The organism is Rhodococcus sp. HM1, assembly GCF_023218075.1.
GTDB lineage: Bacteria > Actinomycetota > Actinomycetes > Mycobacteriales > Mycobacteriaceae > Rhodococcus.
Map to the genome: position 1 here is coordinate 48,345 of NZ_JALPTB010000026.1, position 20,475 is coordinate 68,819.

Below are 20,475 nucleotides of genomic sequence, written 5' to 3' on the forward strand. Positions count from 1 at the left end.
CCGTCAGGGCATCTCGACGGTCTGCTCCCGTTCGATCTCCCCGACCGCCCGGCGGATGTACTGTCCCGGCTCGACCTTGCGGGTCGCGAGCAGCTCGGCGAGGACCACGATCCCCGCGGTGAGGTACTGCTCGGGCCTGGCCTTCGGCGCGTCCGGATCGGTCACCCCGAGCGCCCCGGTCAGCACCGCCACCAGCGCGTCGGGCGTGGCCTGCACGGAACCGCGGGCACACCGTTCGAACACGGCCTGAACGTCCTCACCGGCCAGACCGTCCGGATGCAGTTCCTCGAGCAGCTCGCGCATCATGCCCGAGTGCACCGCTGTGACCTGCTCGTACGGCAACTCGACGAGAGTGCTCACCGCGTCGGCGAACGCCGGTTCGTCGTCGGCCCGGGCCGCGTTCAGCGCGGTCTCGGTGGCATGCGCGATCTCCCGCGCGATCGTCGGCCAGTGCGTGGGCCACACAGTGTTCTCCTCGTCGGTGCTGCTTCGTCCGCCTCGTGCGCGGCACGCGCATCAGTGTGCCGTCCGGCCCCGACACCTCACAGCCGGCGCTGCAGCGCGAGCGCGTCGTGGGGAGCGAACCCCTTCGCGTCGTTGTCGAAATACACGTACACGTCGAGGTCGTCGACGAGCCACGCCCGGATCCGCTCGGCCCACCGATCCAGCGCGGCGTCGCTGTAGCCGCTCACGTAAAGCTCGGCGTCACCGTGCATACGGACGTACACGAAGTCCGAGGTGACCTCGGTGAGGAAGGGAAAGCGGCCCGCGGTGTCGGCGACGACGAGCGCCACGTCGTGTTCGCGGAGCAACGCAGCCGCCTCGGCGGAAGCGAAGGTCGGATGCCGGACTTCCATCGCGTACCGGATCGGGCGGTCGGCGTCGGCTTCGGTCCACGCCCGATCATCGGGAACCTTGTCCGTATGGCGCGACGCCAGCGCCGCAGCCTCCAGCGTCGTGCGCGGCAGTTGCGCACAGAAACCGGCGATCCGATCCGGTTCGAACGCCATCGTCGGCGGTAGCTGCCACAGCAGCGGACCGAGCTTCGGTCCGAGCGCGGGCACGCCGGACGCGAAGAAGTTGGCGAGCGCCTCGTCGACGTCGACGAGGCGTTTGAGGTGGGTGACGAACCGGCCGCCCTTGACCGCGAACACGAAATCGTCCGGGGTACGGTCGCGCCAGTCCTCGAAGCTCGACTTCCGCTGCAGGCTGTAGAACGTGCCGTTGATCTCGATCGACCCCATCCGCTCGGCGGCGTACTCGAGCTCGAGACGCTGGGGCAGTCCCACCGGATAGAAGTCGCCGCGCCATCCGGGATAGCGCCAACCCGAGATTCCGACCCGTGCGCGGACCATCGCCCGACGATACCTCCGAAAATCGCCTGCGCGTGGGCGCTCATTCGGCGCGCATCGACCTGTAACCAGGCATACGCTGTGGCGGAACACAAGATCAAAAACCAGGAGTGATCATGTCCGAGGCCGCTGCCACACCGAGTGATCCGTTCCGTTCCCTCTTCAAACAGATCTGGTGGATCGTCCTGATCCGCGGCATCCTCGCGGTGCTGTTCGGCATCGTCGCCCTCGTCTGGCCGGGCATCACCGTGTGGGCCCTCGTCGTCGTCTTCGGTATCTACGCGATCGTCGACGGCCTCGTGCTCGGCTACCACGCGGTCCGCGATCGCAGGACCCTCGACGGCTGGGGGTGGTGGCTCGCGATGGCCGTCATCTCGGTCCTCGCGGGCATCGTGGCCCTGGTGTGGCCGAAGGCGACCGCGCTCGTACTGCTCTACATCATCGCGTTCTATGCGATCTTCTTCGGAATCGCCGGGGCCGTCGGCGCATTGCGGTTCCGGAAGGTACCCGAGTCCGGATGGGTGGCGTCGCTCGTCGCCGGCATCCTGGCGATCCTGTTCGGCATCATCCTGCTGATCTTCCCCGGCGGCGGCATCATCGGCCTGATCTGGCTGCTGGGCATCTACGCGATCCTGTTCGGCGTCCTGCTGATCGCCGTCGCGTTCCAGGCACGCAAGGTCGCGAAGGAGGCCGGCGTCCTCTGAGTTGCCCGGGTGCCGGGTACCTCTCTGCTGCTCGACAACGAAGACAACAGAGAGGCACCCGGCCCCGAAACGACTACGCGTCCTTGAGCCGACCCCATGCGTGCCAGCGATCGATCTCGATCCACGCGCTGACCCGCTTGCGGTCACGCACGTAGTACGGCTTGCCGGTGTAGTGCCGCGCGATGCGGTCGATGTCGACGAGACCCTCGTCGTCGACTATCTCGACGACCCGGCCCTGCACGCTCACGTGGGTGACCCAGTCCTCCGGGTCCATCGCGCTCAGGCTCACGCGCGGATCGTTGCGCACATGGTCGAGACGCTTGCGGCCCTCGTCCATGTTCACCAGGATGCGGCCGTTCTCGTAGACGTACCAGGTGGGCACGGACACTGGCTGGCCGTCTGCACGCAGCGTGCTGATGGTCGCGTAGTTGGACCGGGCGAGGAATTCGGCCACAGCATCGGGCAGCGGCGGCTTCGGCACGGCAACCCTCCCTTTCGATGAGATCTTCTCGGTGTCGCAACGAGCCTAGGCCAGCAAGAGCGGGCCGATCGCAGCGAAACGGCCCCGCGGCGCGGCGTCCGGACCGAACATGGAAGCAGTCCCCGAACCGAGGAGAACCGTCCCATGCCGAAATTTCTGTGGCAGGTCACCTACACCAGCGAAGGCGCGAAAGGGTTGCTCGGCGAAGGTGGTACCGCCCGCCGCGACGCGATCACCAGCATGGTCGAGAGTGTCGGCGGCAGCGTCGAATCCGTGCATTTCGCGCTCGGCGGCCACGATCTGTACGTGATCGGCGAGGTGCCCGACGACATCGCCGCTGCCACCCTGGAACTGCGCACCATCGGTTCGGGTGCGGCCAGGTCGAAGCCGATCCTGCTGCTCACGCCCGAGCAGATCGACGAGGCCGTGCACCGGGACACCAGTTACCGGGCTCCCGGGAACTGATCTTCCGGTCCGGCACCGCGGCGTCACCGAAGCGTGACGCCGTCCATCTCTCCGTCTTCCCGCCAGCGGGCCAGCAACTCGAAGAACTGCACCGGACCGCCGCCGTAGTTCGCTGCTGCGAGGCCGTCGGGATTGCCGATGTCTCCCTCGTTGTCGAGATAGCTGGGGGTGCAGTCCGCGTAGAAGGCACGGCTGGGGCCGGCGAGCTCGTTCATGGTGGCGACCCAGGCGTCCTCCGCCCGCAGATCGGCCTCGATCGTGGTGGCTCCGCGCGCCACCCGCTGCTCGAGCAGGTAGACCAGGTGACGGGCCCGTTCCTCGGCGGTGTGCGTGTAGTTGTTCGCGACACCGGTCTGCGTGTACCCGAGGAAGAAGCAGTTGGGGAACCCGTTGGACTGCAGACCGTGGAAGGTGCGCGGTCCGCTCTTCCACTTGTCGCTGAGGTGAACACCGTCCCGGCCGATGATGTCGAATCCCGTGCGACGGGTGTAGCTGCTGCTGACGTCGTAGCCGGTCGCGAAGATCAGCGCGTCGACCTTGTACTCGCGATCCCCCACGACGACACCGTCGCGCGTGAGGCTCTGGATGCCGCGCCCGTCCGTGTCGACCAGCTCGACGTTGTCACGGTTGAAGGTGGGGAGGAACTCGTCGTGGAACCCGACGCGCTTGCAGAGGCGCTTGTACCAGGGCTTGAGGGCTTCTGCGGTGGCTTTGTCCGTCACGATGGCGTCGATCCGCGCCCGTACGCGTTCCATGGATCTGAAGTCGGCCTCGAACAGGAACTCGGCAATCTCCTCCGGGGTCATCGGTGCGCCCCGACGCTCGATCTCCTGCTTGATCGCCGTCTTGGTGACCTCGGCCGACACACGGGTCCAGCCGTCGTCGACGAGGTCGGTGTGATGCTCCACCCCGGCCGTGTAGCGGGTGAAGTTCTCCATCCGCTCACGTTGCCATCCGGGCCGGAGGCTTGCTGCCCATTGCGGGTCCGTCGGCTTGTTGCCCCGTTCGTCGACGGCGTTCGGAGTCCGCTGGAACACGTAGAGTTTCCCGGCCCACCGACCGAGATGGGGCACCACCTGCAGACCGGTGGCACCCGTGCCGATGAGGCCTACGGATTTGTCCTGCAGCCCGGTCAACCCGCCGCTCTCGTCTCCCCCGGTGTAGCCGTAGTCCCAGCGGCTGGTGTGGAAGGTGTGACCTTCGAATTCGTTGATGCCGGGGATGCCCGGCAGCTTGGGTCGCGTGAGCGAGCCCGGTGAGACCACCACGATCCGGGCGCGGATCCGGTCACCGCGATCGGTCTTCACGATCCAGCGCTCGGCCTCGTCGTCCCAGACCATCTCCTTGACGGTGGTGTGGAAGAGCGCGTCCCGCACCAGGTCGTACTTGTCCGCGATCGCCGTCAGGTGCTCCCGTATCTCGGATCCGTAGGCGTACTTCTGCGTGGGGATGTAGTTCAGCTCCTCCAGCAGCGGCATGTAGATGTAGGACTCGATATCGCACTGCACACCGGGATAGCGGTTCCAGTACCAGGTTCCGCCGACGCCGCCGGCCCGGTCGACCAGCCGGATACCGTCGAGGCCGGCCTCGCGCATCCGTGCCGCAGCGATCAGGCTGCCGAGACCCGCACCGATCATCAGGATCTCGACCTCGTCGTTCACGGGGTCGCGCTCGACCCGCTCGGTGTAGGGGTCGTCCTCGTAGTGCGAGAAGTCCGCCGTGACCTCGATGTACTGTTCGACTCCGTCGCGCCGCAGTCGCTTGGCGCGTTCGTAGGTGTGCTTGGCGCGCACCCAGTCCGGGTCGAAGCCTTCGGGTTGAGGTCCCGGTGGCGTCAACGTCTCCGGCATGTCGGTTCCTTTCGGATTCTCAGCACGTCCCCGCGCTCCTCGGGAGTGATTGGCACTGAAGGCAATTCGGAATGTCTGTTACTCCCCACCGGCGAAGCGTTCCCGCAACGGTCGCTCGTCGGAAGTTCCCCGGTGGATCCCGCGGTCGATCAGCCGCGGAACCACCTCGTCGATGAACTCCCGGACCGACGCCGGCCCGACGGGGAACATGAGGTTGAACCCCCCGACGTTGCCGTCGGTGAACCACCGGTCCAAATCGTCGACGATGTCGTCGTAGGAACCGACGAACTTGCGGTGCTGAGCTCCGCCCCGCCCGAGCGACTGTGCCGCGACATCGCGAACGGTTGCGCCGGGATGCGCGTCGATCCAGTCGTAAAGCCCGACGTAATTCCCGAAAGTGCTCTTGACGGTCGCCTCGACGTCGGACGGTTTCGGCAGCAGTTCGAGCGGGAATCGGTCGTCGACACTGTCGTACGGCACCTCCAACCCGAACTGCGCCAACGCTTTCGGCGCGACACTCTCCCACGGAACGTAGTCGTCGAGCGCGTGCATCTTCTCCTCGGCCTCGCGCGCGGTACGCCCGATGTACGGGATGAGCCCGGGGACCGCCGGAACACTTCCGGCCGGACGTCCGGCGTCCGCGAGCGCCTTGTCCAGGTCCTCCCGGTACTGCGCCGCACGCTCCCGGGTGGTGGCGGCCGTGAACACCATGTCCGCATGCCGGGCCGCGACCTTGATACCCGGTCCCGACCCGCCGGCCTGAGCGACCAGCTGACGGCCCTGCCGGCTCGGCGCGACATTCAAGGAGCCTCGGACACTGAAGGATTCACCCTTGTGGTCGATCGGAGTGGCGTAGAACCGCGTGACACCGTCCGGGTCACGACGCACCTCACGATTCGCCCACAGGGCCGCGGTCACGTCGAGGAATTCCATGGCTCGGCGGTATCTGATCTCCCGATCGGGGTGACCGTCCCGGCTGTAGTTCAGCGCATGCGCGTCACCCACGGTCGTGACCGCGTTCAGCCCGGCGCGGCCGTCGGACGCCTGGTCGAGCGACGCGATGAGGCGAGCGAGGGTGTACGGGTCGAAGAACGTCGTCGAGGCGGTGGCTATGAGACCGACGTGCGCGGTCTCGCGGGCCATCGCGCTCAGCGCGGTGATCGGCTCGGCGGGTCCCCCGTCGAAGGCCGGTGAGTTCGGCATGCCGGGCACGTCGCCGAGGAAGACCGCGGTGAAAAGTCCCTCGTCGCCGAGCCGCCCGTAGGCCATGAGCCGTTCGAACGGGTCGGTGAGTGCCGTGTCGGCGCGGTGCCGCTGTTCGTACGCGGGGGCTCCGAAATGGAGATTGATGTCGTTGCCGACCAGGTTGAGATGCAGATACCGCCGGTTTGCCATGGGTCGCCCTTCGGATGGGAGGTGACGCGAAAGTTCTTTTTCAACAATGCAATTCCGACACGTGGACACAATCGGTGACCGCCGCCCGTCCCGCTCTCATCCCCCAGATCCCAGCGACCGCGAGGGTGGCACCGGCCCCGCCGTAGACCATTCCGCTCGGGTTGGCCATGACGTTGCCGGCGGCGTACAACCCCGCGATGACCGCGCCGTCGACATCGACGACCCGCCCCTCGGCGTCCGTGCGGGGCCCGCCCTTCGTGCCCAGCGCGGAGCTCACTACCTCGACCGCGTAGAACGGTCCCGTCCGGACCGGACCGAGTGTTGCGTAAGGCGAATCGGGATCGCTCATCCGCCCGCCGGGGAAACGATCGAACGCACTGCTTCCCCGGGAGAAGTCCGGGTCCACGCCCTGCTCCGCGTACTCGTTGAAGCGTTCGACCGAACTCGTCACCGCGTCGACCGGCAACCCCAGGGCCGCGGCCAGCGCGTCCAGCGTGGGCGCGCTTTCGACCCAGTCGGGGACCGGCGCCCCCGGGCGGCCGCCGAACACGCCGAACCGGTCGACCGTGGACTGATCGAAGATCATGTACGCCGGGAGGTTCGGGTAGTCGAGTTTCGACTCGTCGAGATGGTGGAAGGCGCCGCCGAATGCGTTGTAGTTCGCCGCCTCGTCGGCGAAGCGCCGCCCGTAACGGTTGACCATGATCGACCCGGGGAGCGCACGTTCACGCGAGGACAGCATCGCCGCCGGCACCCCGTCGCGCCGAATCCCCGGGCACGGCACCATCGGCGACCACCACGCTTCGCGCATGTTGCCGAGGCGGGCTCCGACCCGCATGGCCATCCGCAGGCCGTCGCCGGTGTTCGTCGGCGCGCCGAGAGGGCGCGTCAGCGGTCCGCGCAGGAAATCGCGGACCAGGTCCGGGTCGTACTCGAACCCTCCCGTCGCGAGCACCACCGCGCGAGCTCCGACCGTTCGCATCCCGTCGTCCGTCTCGACCTCGACCCCGACGACTCGGTTCCCGACGGTGCACAAGCGCAGCGCCCGGCACCGGGTCTCGACCCGGACGCCTTGCGCGAGACACGCTTTCAACACGCCACCGACGAGCGCGCGACCCAGGCCTTCTTGTGCGGCTTCCGCGCGAGCGGCGAGGACTTCGGGCGCGACGACACCCGTCCCACCGCCCAAGGGCATCTCGGTCAGCACGATGCGCTGGATGTCGCCGCCGATGCGGTCGATCCACTCCTCCATCCCGGCGAAGGAGAAGAGGCCCGGCTCGAGAGTCCGGCCGCCTCCCGGCTTTCCACCGGGATGCTCGGGGTGATAGTCGGGGTACCCCTCGACGAGTTGGAGACGCAGATCGGTGCGTTCGTGCAGGAAGTCGACGAACCGGGGGCCACCGGAGATCAGCGCCTCGGCCAACTCCGGGAGGATCATCCCGTTGGAGAGGCTCTCCAGGTAGGCAGCCCCTTCCTCCAGGGAATCCTCGATGCCCTTCTCGGCCGCGATCGGGTTGCCCGGGATCCAGATCCCCGCGCCCGACAGCGCGGTCGTGCCACCGATCAGTTCGGCCTTCTCCAGCAGGGCGACGTCGGCACCCTCGAGCGCCGCGGCCAGCGCTGCGGTGAGGCCGGCGAGTCCCGACCCGAGAACGACCACGTCGTAGGTGTCCTGAATCTGCACCCGGCCCCCGATCCGTTCGCCGCGGTCGCCCACCCCTGACGAGCCACTGCACGTTGTATATATAGAACAGACTTACTCTATTAGTGCACGACGGTTATGGTAATCAGCATCACACCGAGTCACAAGCATCGCGCGAACCGGAGGACCGGAATGCCCGAATCCGAAACGTACGACGTCATCGTCCTCGGCAGCGGCGCCGCCGGGCTGACAGCCGCTTTCACCGCGGCTCACGAAGGTGCCCGCGTCGTCGTCCTCGAGAAGAACGATCGGGTCGGCGGGACGAGCGCCTGGTCGGGAGGTCACGTCTGGATCCCGAACAACCCGTACATGAAGGACATCGGCGTGCAGGACAGCGCCGACGAGGCGATGGCCTACCTGATGTCGCTCGGGCGCGGCATTCTCGACGAACGCCTCGCACAAGCCTTCGTCGACGCCGGACCGAAGATGGTGCGCTGTCTCGGCGAGGACGGCGGAATCCGATTCTTCGCCGTCCCCGGCCTGCCCGACTACCACCCGTCGAATCCGGGCGGCAAGCCGGAGGGTGGCCGAACGCTCGGGCAGGAACTGTTCCCCTTCGCGAAACTGGGCGACTGGCGGGACCGGGTCGAAGTGAGCCCCTACTACTCCACACATCTGCGGATGGACGAAACCGCGATCGGCTGCGCGGTTCCCAAACCGCCGTCCGAGGAGGAACTCGCCCGCCGCGACGCGGAAGACCTGCGCGGCATGGGCGGTGGACTGGTCGGCGCCCTCCTCGACGCCTGCGTCGGGGCGGGCGTCGAGGTCCGGGTGTCGACGCCCGCGCACGATCTCGTGGTCGAGAACGGCCAGACGCGGGGCGTCGTCGTCGACACTGCCGAGGGGCGGCGGACGATCCATGCGTCGCGCGCGGTCATCCTCGCCACCGGCGGATTCGAGTGGAACGAGGAGTATCGCGCCGCATTCCTCCGCGGCCACGTCACGAAACCCGCGTCGATCCCCACCAACACCGGCGACGGCCTGCGCATGGCCATGCGTGCCGGCGCCGCGCTCCAGAACATGCGCGAAGCCTGGTGGATTCCCATCACCGAATTGCCCGAGGGCATCAACGTGATGAACCTGGAGATGATCAACGGCGACCGCACGAGGCCGCGCAGCATCATGGTGAACCGGACCGGTCGGCGCTTCACCAACGAGGCCGTGAGCTACAACGCCGTCGTGGGGGCATTCCACCAGGAGGACGTCACCGCGTTCCGCTATGCCAACCTGCCCGCGTGGCTGATCTTCGACCACACCTACCTGTCCACCTACGGCTCGGCGGGTCGCCCCTACACGGGCACCACCCCTCCGTGGCTGGTGGAGAGCCCCACACTGCACGATCTCGCATCGACGCTCGGCATCCCGGGCGACGAGCTCGAGCGCACGGTCGAGCAGTGGAACAAGAATGTCGCCGCCGGAAAGGACCCGCAATTCGCCCGTGGCGAGAGCGCCCACGACCGGTGGTGGGGTGACCCCTACAAGAAGGGCAGCATCGAGGGCACCCTCGGCCCGATCACGGACGGGCCGTTCTACGCCATGGAGCTGACGAGCGGTGTCATCGGCACGAAGGGCGGTCCCAAGGTGAACGAACATGCTCAGGTGATCGATCTGGACGGCAACGTCATCACCGGGTTGTACGCAGCCGGCAATGTCTCCTCCCCGACCGGCGCCTCCTACGGCGGTCCCGGTGGCACACTCGGTCCCGGCATGACGTTCGCCTGGATCGCCGGGCGGCACGCAGTCGGTGGGGAGAAGGAGTGAGTGTGTACACCTCGATAGTCGACGCGTGGCGCGCGCGGGTCGCCGCCGGTCCGAACCGCGCGGCGATCCGCTACTTCGACGGCACCATCGATGCCGCGACCCTCGACGCGCACTCCGACGCGCTGGCCGCCGAACTGCAGGCGCGGGGCGTGCGCCCCGACGACCGGATCGGGATCTACCTGCAGAACATCCCGTACTACCCGCTGACACTGCTGGCGGTGTGGAAGGCCGGAGCGATCGCGGTGCCGCTCAACCCGATGTATCGGGGCGAGGAACTGCGCCGGCTGATCGAGGACTCGGGCACGACCGGGATCGTCGTCACCCGCGGCACCGATGCCGCGACGCGCAGTGCCCTGTCCGGGACACACGTGCGATGGCTGATCTCGGCGTCCTCACGGGATTTCCAGACCCGCAACGACTCTCGCGTGTTCACCGAGCCCGATCCTGCGCCCTCTCCCGACGGCGATCTGGCCACCGTCCTGGTCGAACGACGCGGACAACGGCCGGATCCGGCCGAGCGGAACCTCGACGACATCGCCTTCATCACCTACACCTCGGGCACGACGGGTCCGCCCAAGGGCGCCCTCAACACCCATCGCAATTTCCTCTGCTCGGTCGCGGGTTACAGCGAGTGGGTCCGGCTGGCCCCCGGCGACGTGTCCTACGCGATCGCTCCGATGTTCCACATCACCGGGCTCTCGCTCAACGCCGGGATCGCGCTGCTGAACGACGCGACGTTGAGCATGGGCGGACGGTTCGAGGCGTCGGTGGTGCTCGACCTGTTCCGCGAGCACGGGGTCACCACGACCGTGGGGTCCATCACCGCTTTCAACGCGTTCTTCGGCGTCCCCGACGCCGGCGCCGACCATTTCGCGAGCGCCAAGTTCGTCTACTCCGGTGGCGCGCCGATCCCACCGGCGACGATCGAGGCCTTCCGCGATCGGTTCGGCGTCTACCTGCACAACATCTGGGGCATGACAGAGACGACCGGCGGAGGTATCGCGGTGCCACCGGGTGTCGCCGCTCCCGTCCACGGTCCCAGTGGAACGCTCTCGGTCGGAGTGCCCACGCGAGGTGTCGAGGTCTTCACGGTCGACGCGCAGGGACGGCGCCAGTCCCCGGGCGAGGAAGGCGAACTCGTCGTCACCGCACCGCAGGTGATCCCCGGCTACTGGCAGAACGAAGAGGCAACGGCGAGAACGCTTCCGGGTGGGCACCTGCACACCGGCGACGTCGCCGTCATCGACGACGAGGGATGGGTCTATCTCGTCGACCGGATCAAGGATCAGATCAACACGTCCGGGTACAAGGTGTGGCCGCGCGAGGTCGAAGACGCGTTGTGCGAACATCCTTCGGTCCTCGAGGCGGCGGTCGTGGGTGCGCCCGACGACTACCGTGGCGAGGCGGTCGTCGCATACGTCGCACTTCGCGAGGGCGGTACCGCCGAGCCCGACGAACTGATCGCATTCGCCGGCGACCGCCTCGCCGCGTACAAGCGGCCCCGCGAGGTCCACGTGCTCGACGCGCTCCCCAAGACGATGACCGGCAAGATCCAGCGAAACGTCCTGCGCGACAGGTAGACCCGGATCACCGCATGCCCCGGCCCATCGAGCCCGGGCAGGATGGACTACCTCGCGCGGCTCTCCGGATCCACCGGCTCGATGCCTTCCTCGATCGCCTTGATCAACAGCGCCGTGAAGCGAGAGTAGAAGCGCGCCATGCGGATGAATCCGGTCCCGAACCAGAGTCCGGGCTGCGCCGAACGCCGCCAGGTGTTCGCGTACTCACCGTCGGCTGCACGGCCGTAGGCCTTGTCGATCCTGGCGGCCGCCGAACCGAGGACCGGCCCGATGTGGCCCCAGAACTGGTGGTAACCGGTCGCGAAGACGATCAGGGCGACGTCGTGCATCTCCGACCCGTCGGTGAACACAACCGTTGTGCCGTCCTTGATCTCTTTCAGCTCGACGCCCTGCTTCAGGTGGATCCGCCCGTCGGCGATCAGCTGGGATGCCCCGATGTCGATCTGATAGCTGTCCTTGCCCGACATGTGCGCACCGATGATGCCCGTGCCGTCAGGGCCCCAATTGAGCTTGAACCCACGGGCTTCGAGTGCATTCAGAAGTTCGCTGTCGGTTTCCTTGGCGAGCTGTACGAGTTCCTTGTTGAGCTCGTCCACCCGTTCATTGGGGAGCGCGTAGGTCATCTGGTCCGCGAAGTCCGGCGACAGCGTCATGTCCTCGGTGAACAGTGTCGACCAGAACCGGTGGTAGGTCGGATAGGTCACGACGTAGGTCGACGTGCGCTGCACCATCGTGACGTCGGCGTCGTGTTCCCAGAGATCGTGGGCGATTTCGTGGCCGCTGACCCCGGACCCGACGACGAGCACCTTCTTGCCCGCGTAGCAAGCACCGTCCTGGAATTCGTCGGAGTGCACCGCGACACCGCGGTACTCCCGGAGTCCCGCGATCTCGGGAATCCGCGGCGCGCCGAACATGCCTCCCGCCACGACGAAGTGGCGCGGGTGCAGTTCGCGGATCGAGCCGTCGCCCATCTGCACGCGGATCGTCCACCGTTCCGTGGCCTCGTCGTAGTGGCCACCCAGGAACGTCGTGCTGGTCCACACGTTCAGGTCGAGCGTGGTGGCGTACGTCTCGAGCCAGTTCGCGAACTTGTCCTTCGGGGTGTGCGCCGGCCACGTCACGGGCAGCGGGAGATAGGGCAGGTGGTCGCCGTAGACGGTGCTGTGCAGCGCCAGCGACGCGTAGCGCTTACGCCAGGTGTCGCCGATGCGTGCCTCGCGGTCGATCACCAGCGTCGGAACGTCGAGCGCACCGAGGCGCGCCGCCAGCGCGAGGCCATTGTGGCCGGCGCCGAGCACAAGGACCGCGGGGTCGCGGTCTTCGAAGGACGATTCCTCGGTCCGGTCGTCGGCCCAGCGTGTGCGGCCCGGGACGACGCCATAGACCTTGCCCTCGGGGCGGCGGTGACGAGTCCGCTCCGGAAACGCCGCAAGCGACACGACCTGGGTCTGCAGGGTGAAGGCGACGAATCGAGAGCCGTCACGCACGAGCCGGACGAATCCGCGGTTGATCCGGTCGCTGGTCGTGAAGTCGAAGAATCCCATGATGTCGCCGCCGGAGACGAAGGGTTCCTGCTCGGCGCTCACGGAGAATCCCGACGCGCTCCATTCCTTCGCCAGTTCCGTCAGCCGCCCGGCCGACTGCTCGCCGCCGACAGCGTGGTGGAAATCCCACGGGAAGGCCATGAAGTCGCGCCAGGTGGCCGAGGGGTGGAGGCATGCTTCCAGTTCGACCTCGGAGCCCGTGCCGAGCGCGGCGGCGAACTCCGTGAGCCAGGCGGCGAAGACTTCTCCCGCGTCTGCAACATCGATCTCACCGGCTGTGCTGTGCCGAGCGTCCGTCATCAGTTCCGGCTCCTTCACCGTCACACGACCCAGGATGTTGTAATTAACGAACGGTATGATTCTATATACACACATTCTGTCGGGAGGGTAGGTCGTCGTCAAGGCTCCGGCCGGGAGCCTTGTGGGGTACCACGCCGTCGGTTACGGTTTCTGTGTATTTTCCGAATCTCGGTGTTCATTATTTGATGCGGAGGTCGAGGTGGCGGACTGCGACTCCCACGACGTGGGGGCAGGACTGACCGTCCGCAGCTTCGCGCCGAGCCGGGCGGCAGCGTTTCCGGAGGACACCGCGTACCTGGCACTCGTCCTCGTCGACGGCGGTCCCGACGAAGCCGGCGGTGTCGACACAACCGATTTCGCGCACGTCTACCGGAAGCTCGCCGACGAAGGACTCGTGATCGTCGAGGTCCCCACCCGTCCCGGCAGCGCACTCGACGACAGCGATCGCGCCCTGCAGTGGGCTCGTTCGGTGGCCACCGACACCTTCGGTGCCGATCCGGGCCGCATCGGAGTACTCGGGGCTCCGGGGTCCGAACTCTTCGCCACCGAACTCGCGGAACGGGTGCGGGTCCGGAAGGAACCCCCCGTTCTCGCCCAGGCATTTACACCCGCCGCGGAGGCCGCCCGGACAGCGGCGAGCCTGCGCGCCTCGCTCGGGGCACTTCCCGCGGTCCGGGGTCCGGTGGAACCGGCCATCGCGGTCCACCGCCGGGTCGAGCCGGCGACACTCGCCCAACTCGACCTCCTGACCCGATGGGACACCACCGACATCGAGACCATCCGCGCCAACTATTCCAAGGTCACCCCACCTCCGACCCCGGTGAGCGAACACGTCGCACGAGCCGACGACGTCGTCCCGGGTACGGACGGACGGCCCGGTGTGCCCGTCCGGTGGTACCGGCCTCGCGCGGCCACGGGGCAACTCCCGGCGTTGATCTACTTCCACGGCGGCGCCTACATCATGGGCAGCCTCGCCGAGAACGACGACCGCCTCGATCGCATGGCTGCCGAACTCGGATGCGCCGTCGTATCCGTCGACTACCGCCTGGCACCCGAGAATCCCTACCCGGCCGGACTCGACGATGCCGAAACCGTCTGGCGCCACATCCACGACCACGCCGACGCCCTCGGCGTGGACCCGGACAGGCTGGTCGTCGGCGGCGCGAGCGCCGGCGCAGGGCTCGCTGCCGCGCTGTGCCTCCAACTCGCCCAGGTCGGCCTGCCGCAACCCGCACTCCAGCTCCTGGTCTATCCCATGCTCGACGACCGCGAGCACGGATCCGTCCGGGCGCTCGAGGGCGGCGCCGGTCATTGGGGTCTGTGGCGGCTCGAGGCCGAGCGCCTCACGTGGCAGGCCTATCTCGGCGGGCTCGACGGCGCGACACCGCCGGCCACGGCCGTACCCGGACGGGCGAGGCCCAGCGAATTACGCCGCGTAGCACCCGCATTCATCGGTATCGGCGACGTGGACGCGCTGCTCGATTCCAATCTGCTCTACGCCACACAGTTGTCCCGTGCCGGGGTTCCGGTCGAACTCCACGTCTACCCCGGGGTGATCCACGGCGGTTTCGTCGCACAACCCCGCACGCGACAGACCCGGCGATTTCTCGACGATGTCCACGCCGCGTTGCGCAGAACCTTCGGCACAGCCGAAACCGACGCGGCCGAAAACTGACACGGCTCGAAAGCTACGGCCGCTTCCGGGCGGCCTTGCTGAGCCGGAACTCCGGAGGGAAGTTCTCGTCGTTGGCCTTGACCGATGAGGTCAGCCCCGCCTCCATCATCGCGGAATTCAGATGGAACTCGTGCTCGTCCGGACGGACCAACCGTCCCATCGACTCGATCATGCCGGTGAGGAGACTTCCCATGTACTCCCCCTGATGCTGTTTCATCATCTGGAAGAACATCTTCTGGATGACCACCGTGTCCGTCGGACGGTTGCGCGCGCACGCCTGGGCGTACGTCTGCACCTCGGCCTCGAGACGGTCGCGGGTCACGACCTTGTTGAGGAAGCCGCATTCGTACATCTCGTCGGCGGTGAACGGCCGCCCGGTGAACACCATCTCCTGGAAGCGCCGGATCCCCATCGTCATCGCCCAGGTCCACATGCGCGGCCCCCAGCCCACGTAGCGGAAGGCCGCATGTCCGAACAGCGCGTCGTCGGAGGCGATCACGAGGTCGGCGTCGGCGGCCTGATAGAAGTGCCACCCGTAGCAGTACCCCTTGACCTCGACGATGCTGATCTTGCCGAACTCCTGCAGGCTCCGGCAACCGGATCGGGCGTTGGCGAACCACGGTCCGTAGTTGCCCATGTTGCGGTACGAATCCTTCGGCGGATAAACGACATCGGGGGCGTCGATCTTGAACTCCTTGAGCCGTTCGGCGGAGTCCCCGTTCTCGACGCCCTCCATGAAGTCCGGCAGGTCGACTCCACTGCCGAAATCGTCGCCCTCGCCGCGCACCACCAGCACCTTCACATCGTCGTCGATGTTCGCTCGATGCAGGAGGTCGGCATACCGCAGGCGCGCCTCGACCGTCGGCGCGTTCAGCCGGTCCGGTCGATTCAACGTGATCGTCGCGATCTTCGTTGCCGGATCCTTCTCGTAGAGGACGATTTCCTCTGCCGACGGAGGTTCGCTGTTCGACATCCTCTTACTCCTCTTGTGGTCCGGTGATGCTGCTGTTCCGGTCGGCCGCGAGCCGGAAGCGCGACCGTCTCGAGCATCCTCACACCCGGCCGCGCAGACAGTTGGTCGATCCGCCGAAATCGTCAGGCGGAGAACGGCACCCGTCAGGTGCGGTGAAAGTTCCGGCCGTCAGCCTGCTGCCGCGTCCGAAACGTCGTCCACCAGGTACTTCTCCATTCCCAGAACGCTCAGCAGTTGCGCCGACAGCAGACCGGCGTCCTGGGCGATGCCCGCGGCAGCCACGAAACGGTCCGGGCGCAGGAACAGGACGGATTCGCTGTGGGCGTCGAACCACTTCTTCAGCTGCCCCGGGTCGCCGACCACGGTCACGTCGTCGCCGTACGAGGTCTGCCCGATCTGGGCTGCCGGAACAACGGCAACGAGTCGGGCGCCGATCGCGCGCCACGCCTCCACGCTGCGTTTGTCGAGGACCGCGGTGGGGTCGTTGTTCCAGCAGAGCACCGCGAACCAGTTCCCGAGCGCCTCGTCGAGCAGGCACCGCCCGTTCTCGGTGACCACCTCGGGCTGGATGAACATCCGTCCTACCGGCGAGGTCTTGCCGGGGCGAGGGACGACGGCGCCGGTCTCGTACCGCGGCATCGGCTTGAACCGCATCTCCAGGATGTATCGCTTCAGCGTGGGGAGCGCGGACGCCGAGCGGAGCACCCTGTCGCGGAGCCAGGCGAGGCGCTCGTTCCGCACCGAGATCACCCGTCCGACCATGGTGGACAGGTCGATCATCGCTCGTGCGTGGCCCCGTCGCTCTTCGTCGTAGGTCCTCAGCAGATCGGATTCGGCCTGACCCGAACACACCGCCGCGAGCTTCCAGCCGAGGTTCACGGCGTCGCGCACGCCGCTGTTGTATCCCTGCCCCTGCCAGACCGGCATCAGATGCGCCGCGTCGCCCGCGAGGAAGATGCGTCCGCGACCGAACTCCCCCGCGATCCGCGAGTGGTGGGTGTAGATGCGGTACGCGATGATCTCGGCGTCCTCCGGGCGCGGGATGTGCCGGCCCAGGAGCTTCCGCACGAATCCGAGATCGTCGACCTCGGTGTCGGACTCGTCGTCCATCAGCATGAATTCGAAGCGCCGGATGCCGTGGGCGATCGAGATGGAGGCGTAGGGCCGCACCGGGTCGGCGCCGACGTAGCTGTTCGGCGAACCGAGGGGGTCGTGGGCGAGGTCCACGACGAGCCAGCGCGTCGACGACGTGACACCGTCGAACGACGTGCCGATGATCCGTCGGGTGCGGCTCCGGCCACCGTCGCAGCCGACCACGTATCGCGCGCGCACCCGGCGCGGACGATCGTCCTCGAGGAGTTCGACCACGACACCGTCGTCCACCTCCCGCATGGTCTGCATCGAGGTGGACCAGCACACCTCGACGGTGACGAAGCGTCGAAGTCCGTCCAGGAGTTCTGCATCCACGAGCGGCTGGACGAATCCGTTGCGCCGCGGCCAGCCGAACTGCGCTTCACTCGGCGCCATCTCCGCGAGAAGCTCACCCCTGCCGTTGACGAACCTCAGGATCTGATTCGGGATCAGGTGTCGTTCAACATGTTTCGCCAGTCCGATGCTCTGGAACGCGCGCATGGACTCGTCGTCCAGACCGACGCCACGCGGGTAGTCGATGAGCACGTCCCGCTCTTCGACGACGAGAACCTGCAGCCCTCGCGCTCCCAGGATGTTCGCCAGGGTGAGCCCGACGGGCCCGGCCCCCACAACGAGGACGTCGACGGCGGCAGGCACCGCGGCGGATCGTTCTCGAGCGTCGGTCACGTCGCCCCCTGGATGAGTGTAGTAATTATCGAACGTGCCGTTTCTATATACACACAGACTATGGCGAACGCGAGGTAACTGTGTCAACAGGCTGAGCGGGAATGGTGTATATAATGAATTGCATGTTGCTTTATTCGCACATGCGCGGCTGTGTCTCGACCGGGTCCGGTCCGGCATGACGACTTCCGACGCACGCTCCCGGCCCCAGCCCCAGGTCGGAAGCCAGACACTGGCTCGCGGACTCACCGCGCTTCTCGCAGTGGTGGATTCACCTACCGGCATGACCGTTCAGCAACTTGCCGAACAACTCGGGGTCCATCGTTCGATCGCGTACCGGATCCTGCAGACGCTACGCGACTTCGGATTCGTGACACCCGGCTCGGACGGTGTCTACCGCCCCGGCTCACGCCTGGCCTCGCTCTCGACAGCCTATCTGCCGGCGTTGCGCGAGATCGCCACCCCGGTGATGCGGCGTCTCGCCGACCGTGCCGGATGCACCGTCCACCTGTTCGTCGCCGAGAGGGACGAAGCCGTCTCCATCGAGGTCGTCGAGCCGGTCACCGTCCCCCAGCACATCTCCTTCCGCGCCGGGATGCGCACGACGCTGGATCGCGGAGCGGCCGCCTACGCCCTCCTGTCGGCCGGCCGGGCTCTGCCCGACGAACCCGAGGCCGTCACCGAGGCGCGCCGACGCGGATACGCCACGAGCGCTGGCGAGATCGAATCCGGCGTCTACGCGGTCGCGGCGCCCATCGCGAACTCGCACCCCATCGCGTGCCTCACTCTCATGAGTCACCGGGAGGAGCAGCTGACCGCAGCCGCACCGGAAGTTGTCCGGGCCGCAGAGGAAATCGCCCGAGCGATACTCGACGCCTGAGCATCGGGCGGGCGTTCGCGTCTCACCGTCCTGCGTCGTCGCACAGGAACCCGATCACGGCCTTGTCGCAGGTCTCCCGCTGCTCCCACTGGGCCCAGTGCCCCGCGCCGTCGATGAACAGGAACTGCCCGTCCGGCAGTTTGTCGGCCATGTCCATCCCGGCCGCAGCGGGTCCGGACGGGTCGTCGCTGGTCCAGATCACCAGCACCGGCACCGTCACCGCCGCCAGATCGGCGTCGGTCACCATGTTGCGCCGGCGCACCTCGGGATCCTGCAGGCACAGGACGTGGCGCATCGACTCCGCAAACCCCGGCTGCGAATAGATCGCCCGGCGACACCCGACGAGTTCGTCTGTGACACTGGCGGGATCGGCCATGAGCCACTCGAGGCGCGCCCGGATGCGCTCGTGGGTCGGTTCGTCGGCGGCGGCCTGACTCAGGTCCCGGATCCGCGCCATCACCTCGGGGGCTGCCATGGTTCCCCCGGGTGTGTTGAGCACGATCCGGCGCAGCCGATCAGGATGTGCGACAGCGAATTTGATCGCTACCCAGCCGCCGAGCGACTCGCCGCACAGGTGCGCCCGCTCCAGACCGAGATCATCGAGCAACGCGGCGAGATGGTCGACGTAGGCGTCGAGTTCGAGGTCGCGATCGGCCGGAGTCGTGTAGCCCTGCCCCGGGAAGTCGTAGGCGACGACGGAGAAGTGCTCGGCCAGCGCCGGTATGTTACGCGAGTAGGCCTCCAGGTGACCTCCCGTGCCGTGCATGAGCACCAGCGCAGGCCCGGATCCCGCCCGCAGCACACGGGTTCGCCATCCGCCGATCTCGCGGTACTCGATCGTATGAGCCACCGAACCGAGGTCGCCCCACATCGTCATCGCGCACCAGCTTCCTTCTGCATTGCCGTGGTGACGGCGAACCCGGCGAACCATTCCTTGATCGGCCGGTAGTACCGGCTGGTCATCTCGTACGAACCCTGCGTGGACAGGGCCGCGTAAGCCGCGATCCAGGTACGGATCTCGTGGGCGGAGCGGCCGGCCTCCGCGGTGAACCAGTCGTTCGGCTTCTCGTCGAACGCAGCGATGTCGCCCGACTCGAACGCGTCGAGCACCAAGGCATCCCACTCCGGGTTGAGGTCGTGGAAGTCCGTCGATCCCGCGACGAATGCCCCGGCGGCGGCAACGGTTCGAGACTCCCGTTCCCGGCGCTGATCCGCAGTCGGGTTGCGGCCGTGCGTGATCCGCGCGGCGACCTCCGGAGTCGCACCCTCGAGCCGCGGAACAGGCGGATCGTGCGAGAGCCCACCGGACCCGACGACGAGTACTCTCTTTCCGGATTCCCCCAGGACCCGCCCTGCCGCCTCCCCCAGCAGACGGGCTCGGTTCGCCGGGCCGAGCGGCTCGGCCACGCAGTTGACGAACACCGGAACCAGGGGCGGGATCCTGTCCACGGAACCGAACAGGAAGAGCAGAGGCTGGACGAAACCGTGGTCGACCTGCATCGCTTCGGACAACGCGATGTCGACACCCGAATCGAGTGCATGCCGCGCGATCGCGTACGCGGCGTCGCGGTCCACCGAGAGCGGCCCGCTCGGCAGGCCGTAGTCACCCACGGACGTCGCTGCTGCACCGACGCAGAACGACGGCATCAGGTCGTACAGGAATCCGTTGTAATGGTCGGGGGCGAAGACGAGCACGAGTTCGGGATCGAAGGCTTCCACGAAAGCCCTGGCTCCGGCTAGTTGTTCGCGCACTTCGCGCACGACGTCCGCCGCCGGATCGTGCAGGCCGATCAGCGGCGAGTGCGACGAGGCGCACAAGGCAAGCGGCATGGCAACTCCGTCCGTCGACCGGCCTGTCCTTGCCGGTGATGCCCCGACCGTTGTTCTGTATATACACAAGAAACCTCGGTATATACACGCGTGACGGTAGCATGCGACACACGGACCCACAACGAGCCCGGAGGGCGAATCCGGTTCGATCCCAATCGAACCGGTGGG

At 67.2% G+C, this 20,475-nt stretch carries 16 protein-coding genes and 1 pseudogene; 6 read left to right on the top strand and 11 right to left on the bottom strand.

The annotated features are described in order from the left end of the window. Positions 1 to 3: 3 nt before the first annotated feature. Together M1M07_RS15245 and M1M07_RS15250 are read right to left on the bottom strand one after the other, a co-directional pair. Positions 4 to 465, bottom strand: a complete 462-nt coding sequence (locus M1M07_RS15245; RefSeq protein WP_197251105.1) for a hypothetical protein — start codon at positions 463 to 465, stop codon at positions 4 to 6. A 77-nt stretch (positions 466 to 542) separates the two neighbouring features. Further along, positions 543 to 1,355 (bottom strand): DUF72 domain-containing protein, encoded by an 813-nt coding sequence (locus M1M07_RS15250; protein ID WP_197251104.1) that lies wholly within the window; start codon positions 1,353 to 1,355, stop codon positions 543 to 545. Between the two features lie 113 nt (positions 1,356 to 1,468). Between M1M07_RS15250 and M1M07_RS15255 the strand changes: the two genes are divergently transcribed. Beyond that, positions 1,469 to 2,056, top strand: coding sequence for an HdeD family acid-resistance protein (locus tag M1M07_RS15255; RefSeq protein ID WP_197251103.1), 588 nt, complete (start codon positions 1,469 to 1,471; stop codon positions 2,054 to 2,056). A gap of 73 nt (positions 2,057 to 2,129) precedes the next feature. Here M1M07_RS15255 and M1M07_RS15260 read toward each other — a convergent pair whose 3' ends face one another. Further along, a complete protein-coding gene (locus M1M07_RS15260; protein ID WP_248674791.1) occupies positions 2,130 to 2,537 on the bottom strand; it encodes a PPOX class F420-dependent oxidoreductase in 408 nt (135 codons plus the stop codon). Positions 2,538 to 2,681: 144 nt separating this feature from the next. Here M1M07_RS15260 and M1M07_RS15265 point away from each other — a divergent pair, with 144 nt between their 5' ends. Beyond that, complete coding sequence (locus M1M07_RS15265; RefSeq protein ID WP_197251101.1) at positions 2,682 to 3,002, top strand: GYD domain-containing protein; 321 nt, start codon at positions 2,682 to 2,684, stop codon at positions 3,000 to 3,002. A gap of 23 nt (positions 3,003 to 3,025) precedes the next feature. Here the strand turns inward: M1M07_RS15265 and M1M07_RS15270 are convergent, their stop codons facing one another. The 3 genes from M1M07_RS15270 to M1M07_RS15280 all read right to left on the bottom strand — a co-directional run bounded on the left by M1M07_RS15270 (position 3,026) and on the right by M1M07_RS15280 (position 7,931). After that, positions 3,026 to 4,852 (bottom strand): NAD(P)/FAD-dependent oxidoreductase, encoded by a 1,827-nt coding sequence (locus M1M07_RS15270; RefSeq protein WP_197251100.1) that lies wholly within the window; start codon positions 4,850 to 4,852, stop codon positions 3,026 to 3,028. A gap of 78 nt (positions 4,853 to 4,930) precedes the next feature. Beyond that, positions 4,931 to 6,247, bottom strand: a complete 1,317-nt coding sequence (locus M1M07_RS15275) for an NtaA/DmoA family FMN-dependent monooxygenase (protein WP_248674792.1) — start codon at positions 6,245 to 6,247, stop codon at positions 4,931 to 4,933. Positions 6,248 to 6,287: 40 nt separating this feature from the next. Beyond that, positions 6,288 to 7,931, bottom strand: a complete 1,644-nt coding sequence (locus M1M07_RS15280) for an FAD-dependent oxidoreductase (protein WP_248674793.1) — start codon at positions 7,929 to 7,931, stop codon at positions 6,288 to 6,290. A 150-nt stretch (positions 7,932 to 8,081) separates the two neighbouring features. On the opposite strand from M1M07_RS15280, the gene M1M07_RS15285 reads away from it, so the two are divergent. Together M1M07_RS15285 and M1M07_RS15290 are read left to right on the top strand one after the other, a co-directional pair. Further along, positions 8,082 to 9,710 carry an FAD-dependent oxidoreductase gene (locus M1M07_RS15285; protein WP_248674794.1) on the top strand — a complete coding sequence of 543 codons (1,629 nt, stop codon included), beginning with the start codon at positions 8,082 to 8,084 and terminating at the stop codon, positions 9,708 to 9,710. Beyond that, the gene (locus M1M07_RS15290; RefSeq protein WP_197251097.1) at positions 9,707 to 11,290 is read left to right on the top strand and encodes an AMP-binding protein; all 1,584 of its coding nucleotides are present in this window, start codon (positions 9,707 to 9,709) and stop codon (positions 11,288 to 11,290) included. The genes M1M07_RS15285 and M1M07_RS15290 overlap by 4 nt, the downstream gene beginning before the upstream one ends. Positions 11,291 to 11,337: 47 nt before the next feature. Here M1M07_RS15290 and M1M07_RS15295 read toward each other — a convergent pair whose 3' ends face one another. Then, positions 11,338 to 13,236, bottom strand: coding sequence for an NAD(P)-binding domain-containing protein (locus M1M07_RS15295; RefSeq protein ID WP_248674795.1), 1,899 nt, complete (start codon positions 13,234 to 13,236; stop codon positions 11,338 to 11,340). A gap of 97 nt (positions 13,237 to 13,333) precedes the next feature. Here M1M07_RS15295 and M1M07_RS33025 point away from each other — a divergent pair, with 97 nt between their 5' ends. After that, entirely contained in the window at positions 13,334 to 14,809 is a 1,476-nt protein-coding gene (locus M1M07_RS33025) for an alpha/beta hydrolase (RefSeq protein WP_248674796.1), read from the top strand. 13 nt (positions 14,810 to 14,822) lie between these two features. On the opposite strand, the gene M1M07_RS15305 is transcribed toward M1M07_RS33025, so the two are convergent. Together M1M07_RS15305 and M1M07_RS15310 are read right to left on the bottom strand one after the other, a co-directional pair. After that, positions 14,823 to 15,782 (bottom strand): enoyl-CoA hydratase/isomerase family protein, encoded by a 960-nt coding sequence (locus tag M1M07_RS15305; protein WP_197251093.1) that lies wholly within the window; start codon positions 15,780 to 15,782, stop codon positions 14,823 to 14,825. Positions 15,783 to 16,010: 228 nt separating this feature from the next. Further along, a pseudogene (locus M1M07_RS15310) lies at positions 16,011 to 17,570 on the bottom strand (bifunctional 3-(3-hydroxy-phenyl)propionate/3-hydroxycinnamic acid hydroxylase); the annotation flags it as partial. A 205-nt stretch (positions 17,571 to 17,775) separates the two neighbouring features. Here M1M07_RS15310 and M1M07_RS15315 point away from each other — a divergent pair. Then, a complete protein-coding gene (locus M1M07_RS15315; RefSeq protein WP_197251091.1) occupies positions 17,776 to 18,477 on the top strand; it encodes an IclR family transcriptional regulator in 702 nt (233 codons plus the stop codon). 22 nt (positions 18,478 to 18,499) lie between these two features. Here M1M07_RS15315 and M1M07_RS15320 read toward each other — a convergent pair whose 3' ends face one another. Beyond that, positions 18,500 to 19,354, bottom strand: a complete 855-nt coding sequence (locus M1M07_RS15320) for an alpha/beta fold hydrolase (RefSeq protein ID WP_248674797.1) — start codon at positions 19,352 to 19,354, stop codon at positions 18,500 to 18,502. After that, the gene (locus M1M07_RS15325; protein WP_248674798.1) at positions 19,351 to 20,307 is read right to left on the bottom strand and encodes a 3-carboxyethylcatechol 2,3-dioxygenase; all 957 of its coding nucleotides are present in this window, start codon (positions 20,305 to 20,307) and stop codon (positions 19,351 to 19,353) included. The genes M1M07_RS15320 and M1M07_RS15325 overlap by 4 nt, the downstream gene beginning before the upstream one ends. Positions 20,308 to 20,475: the final 168 nt, after the last annotated feature.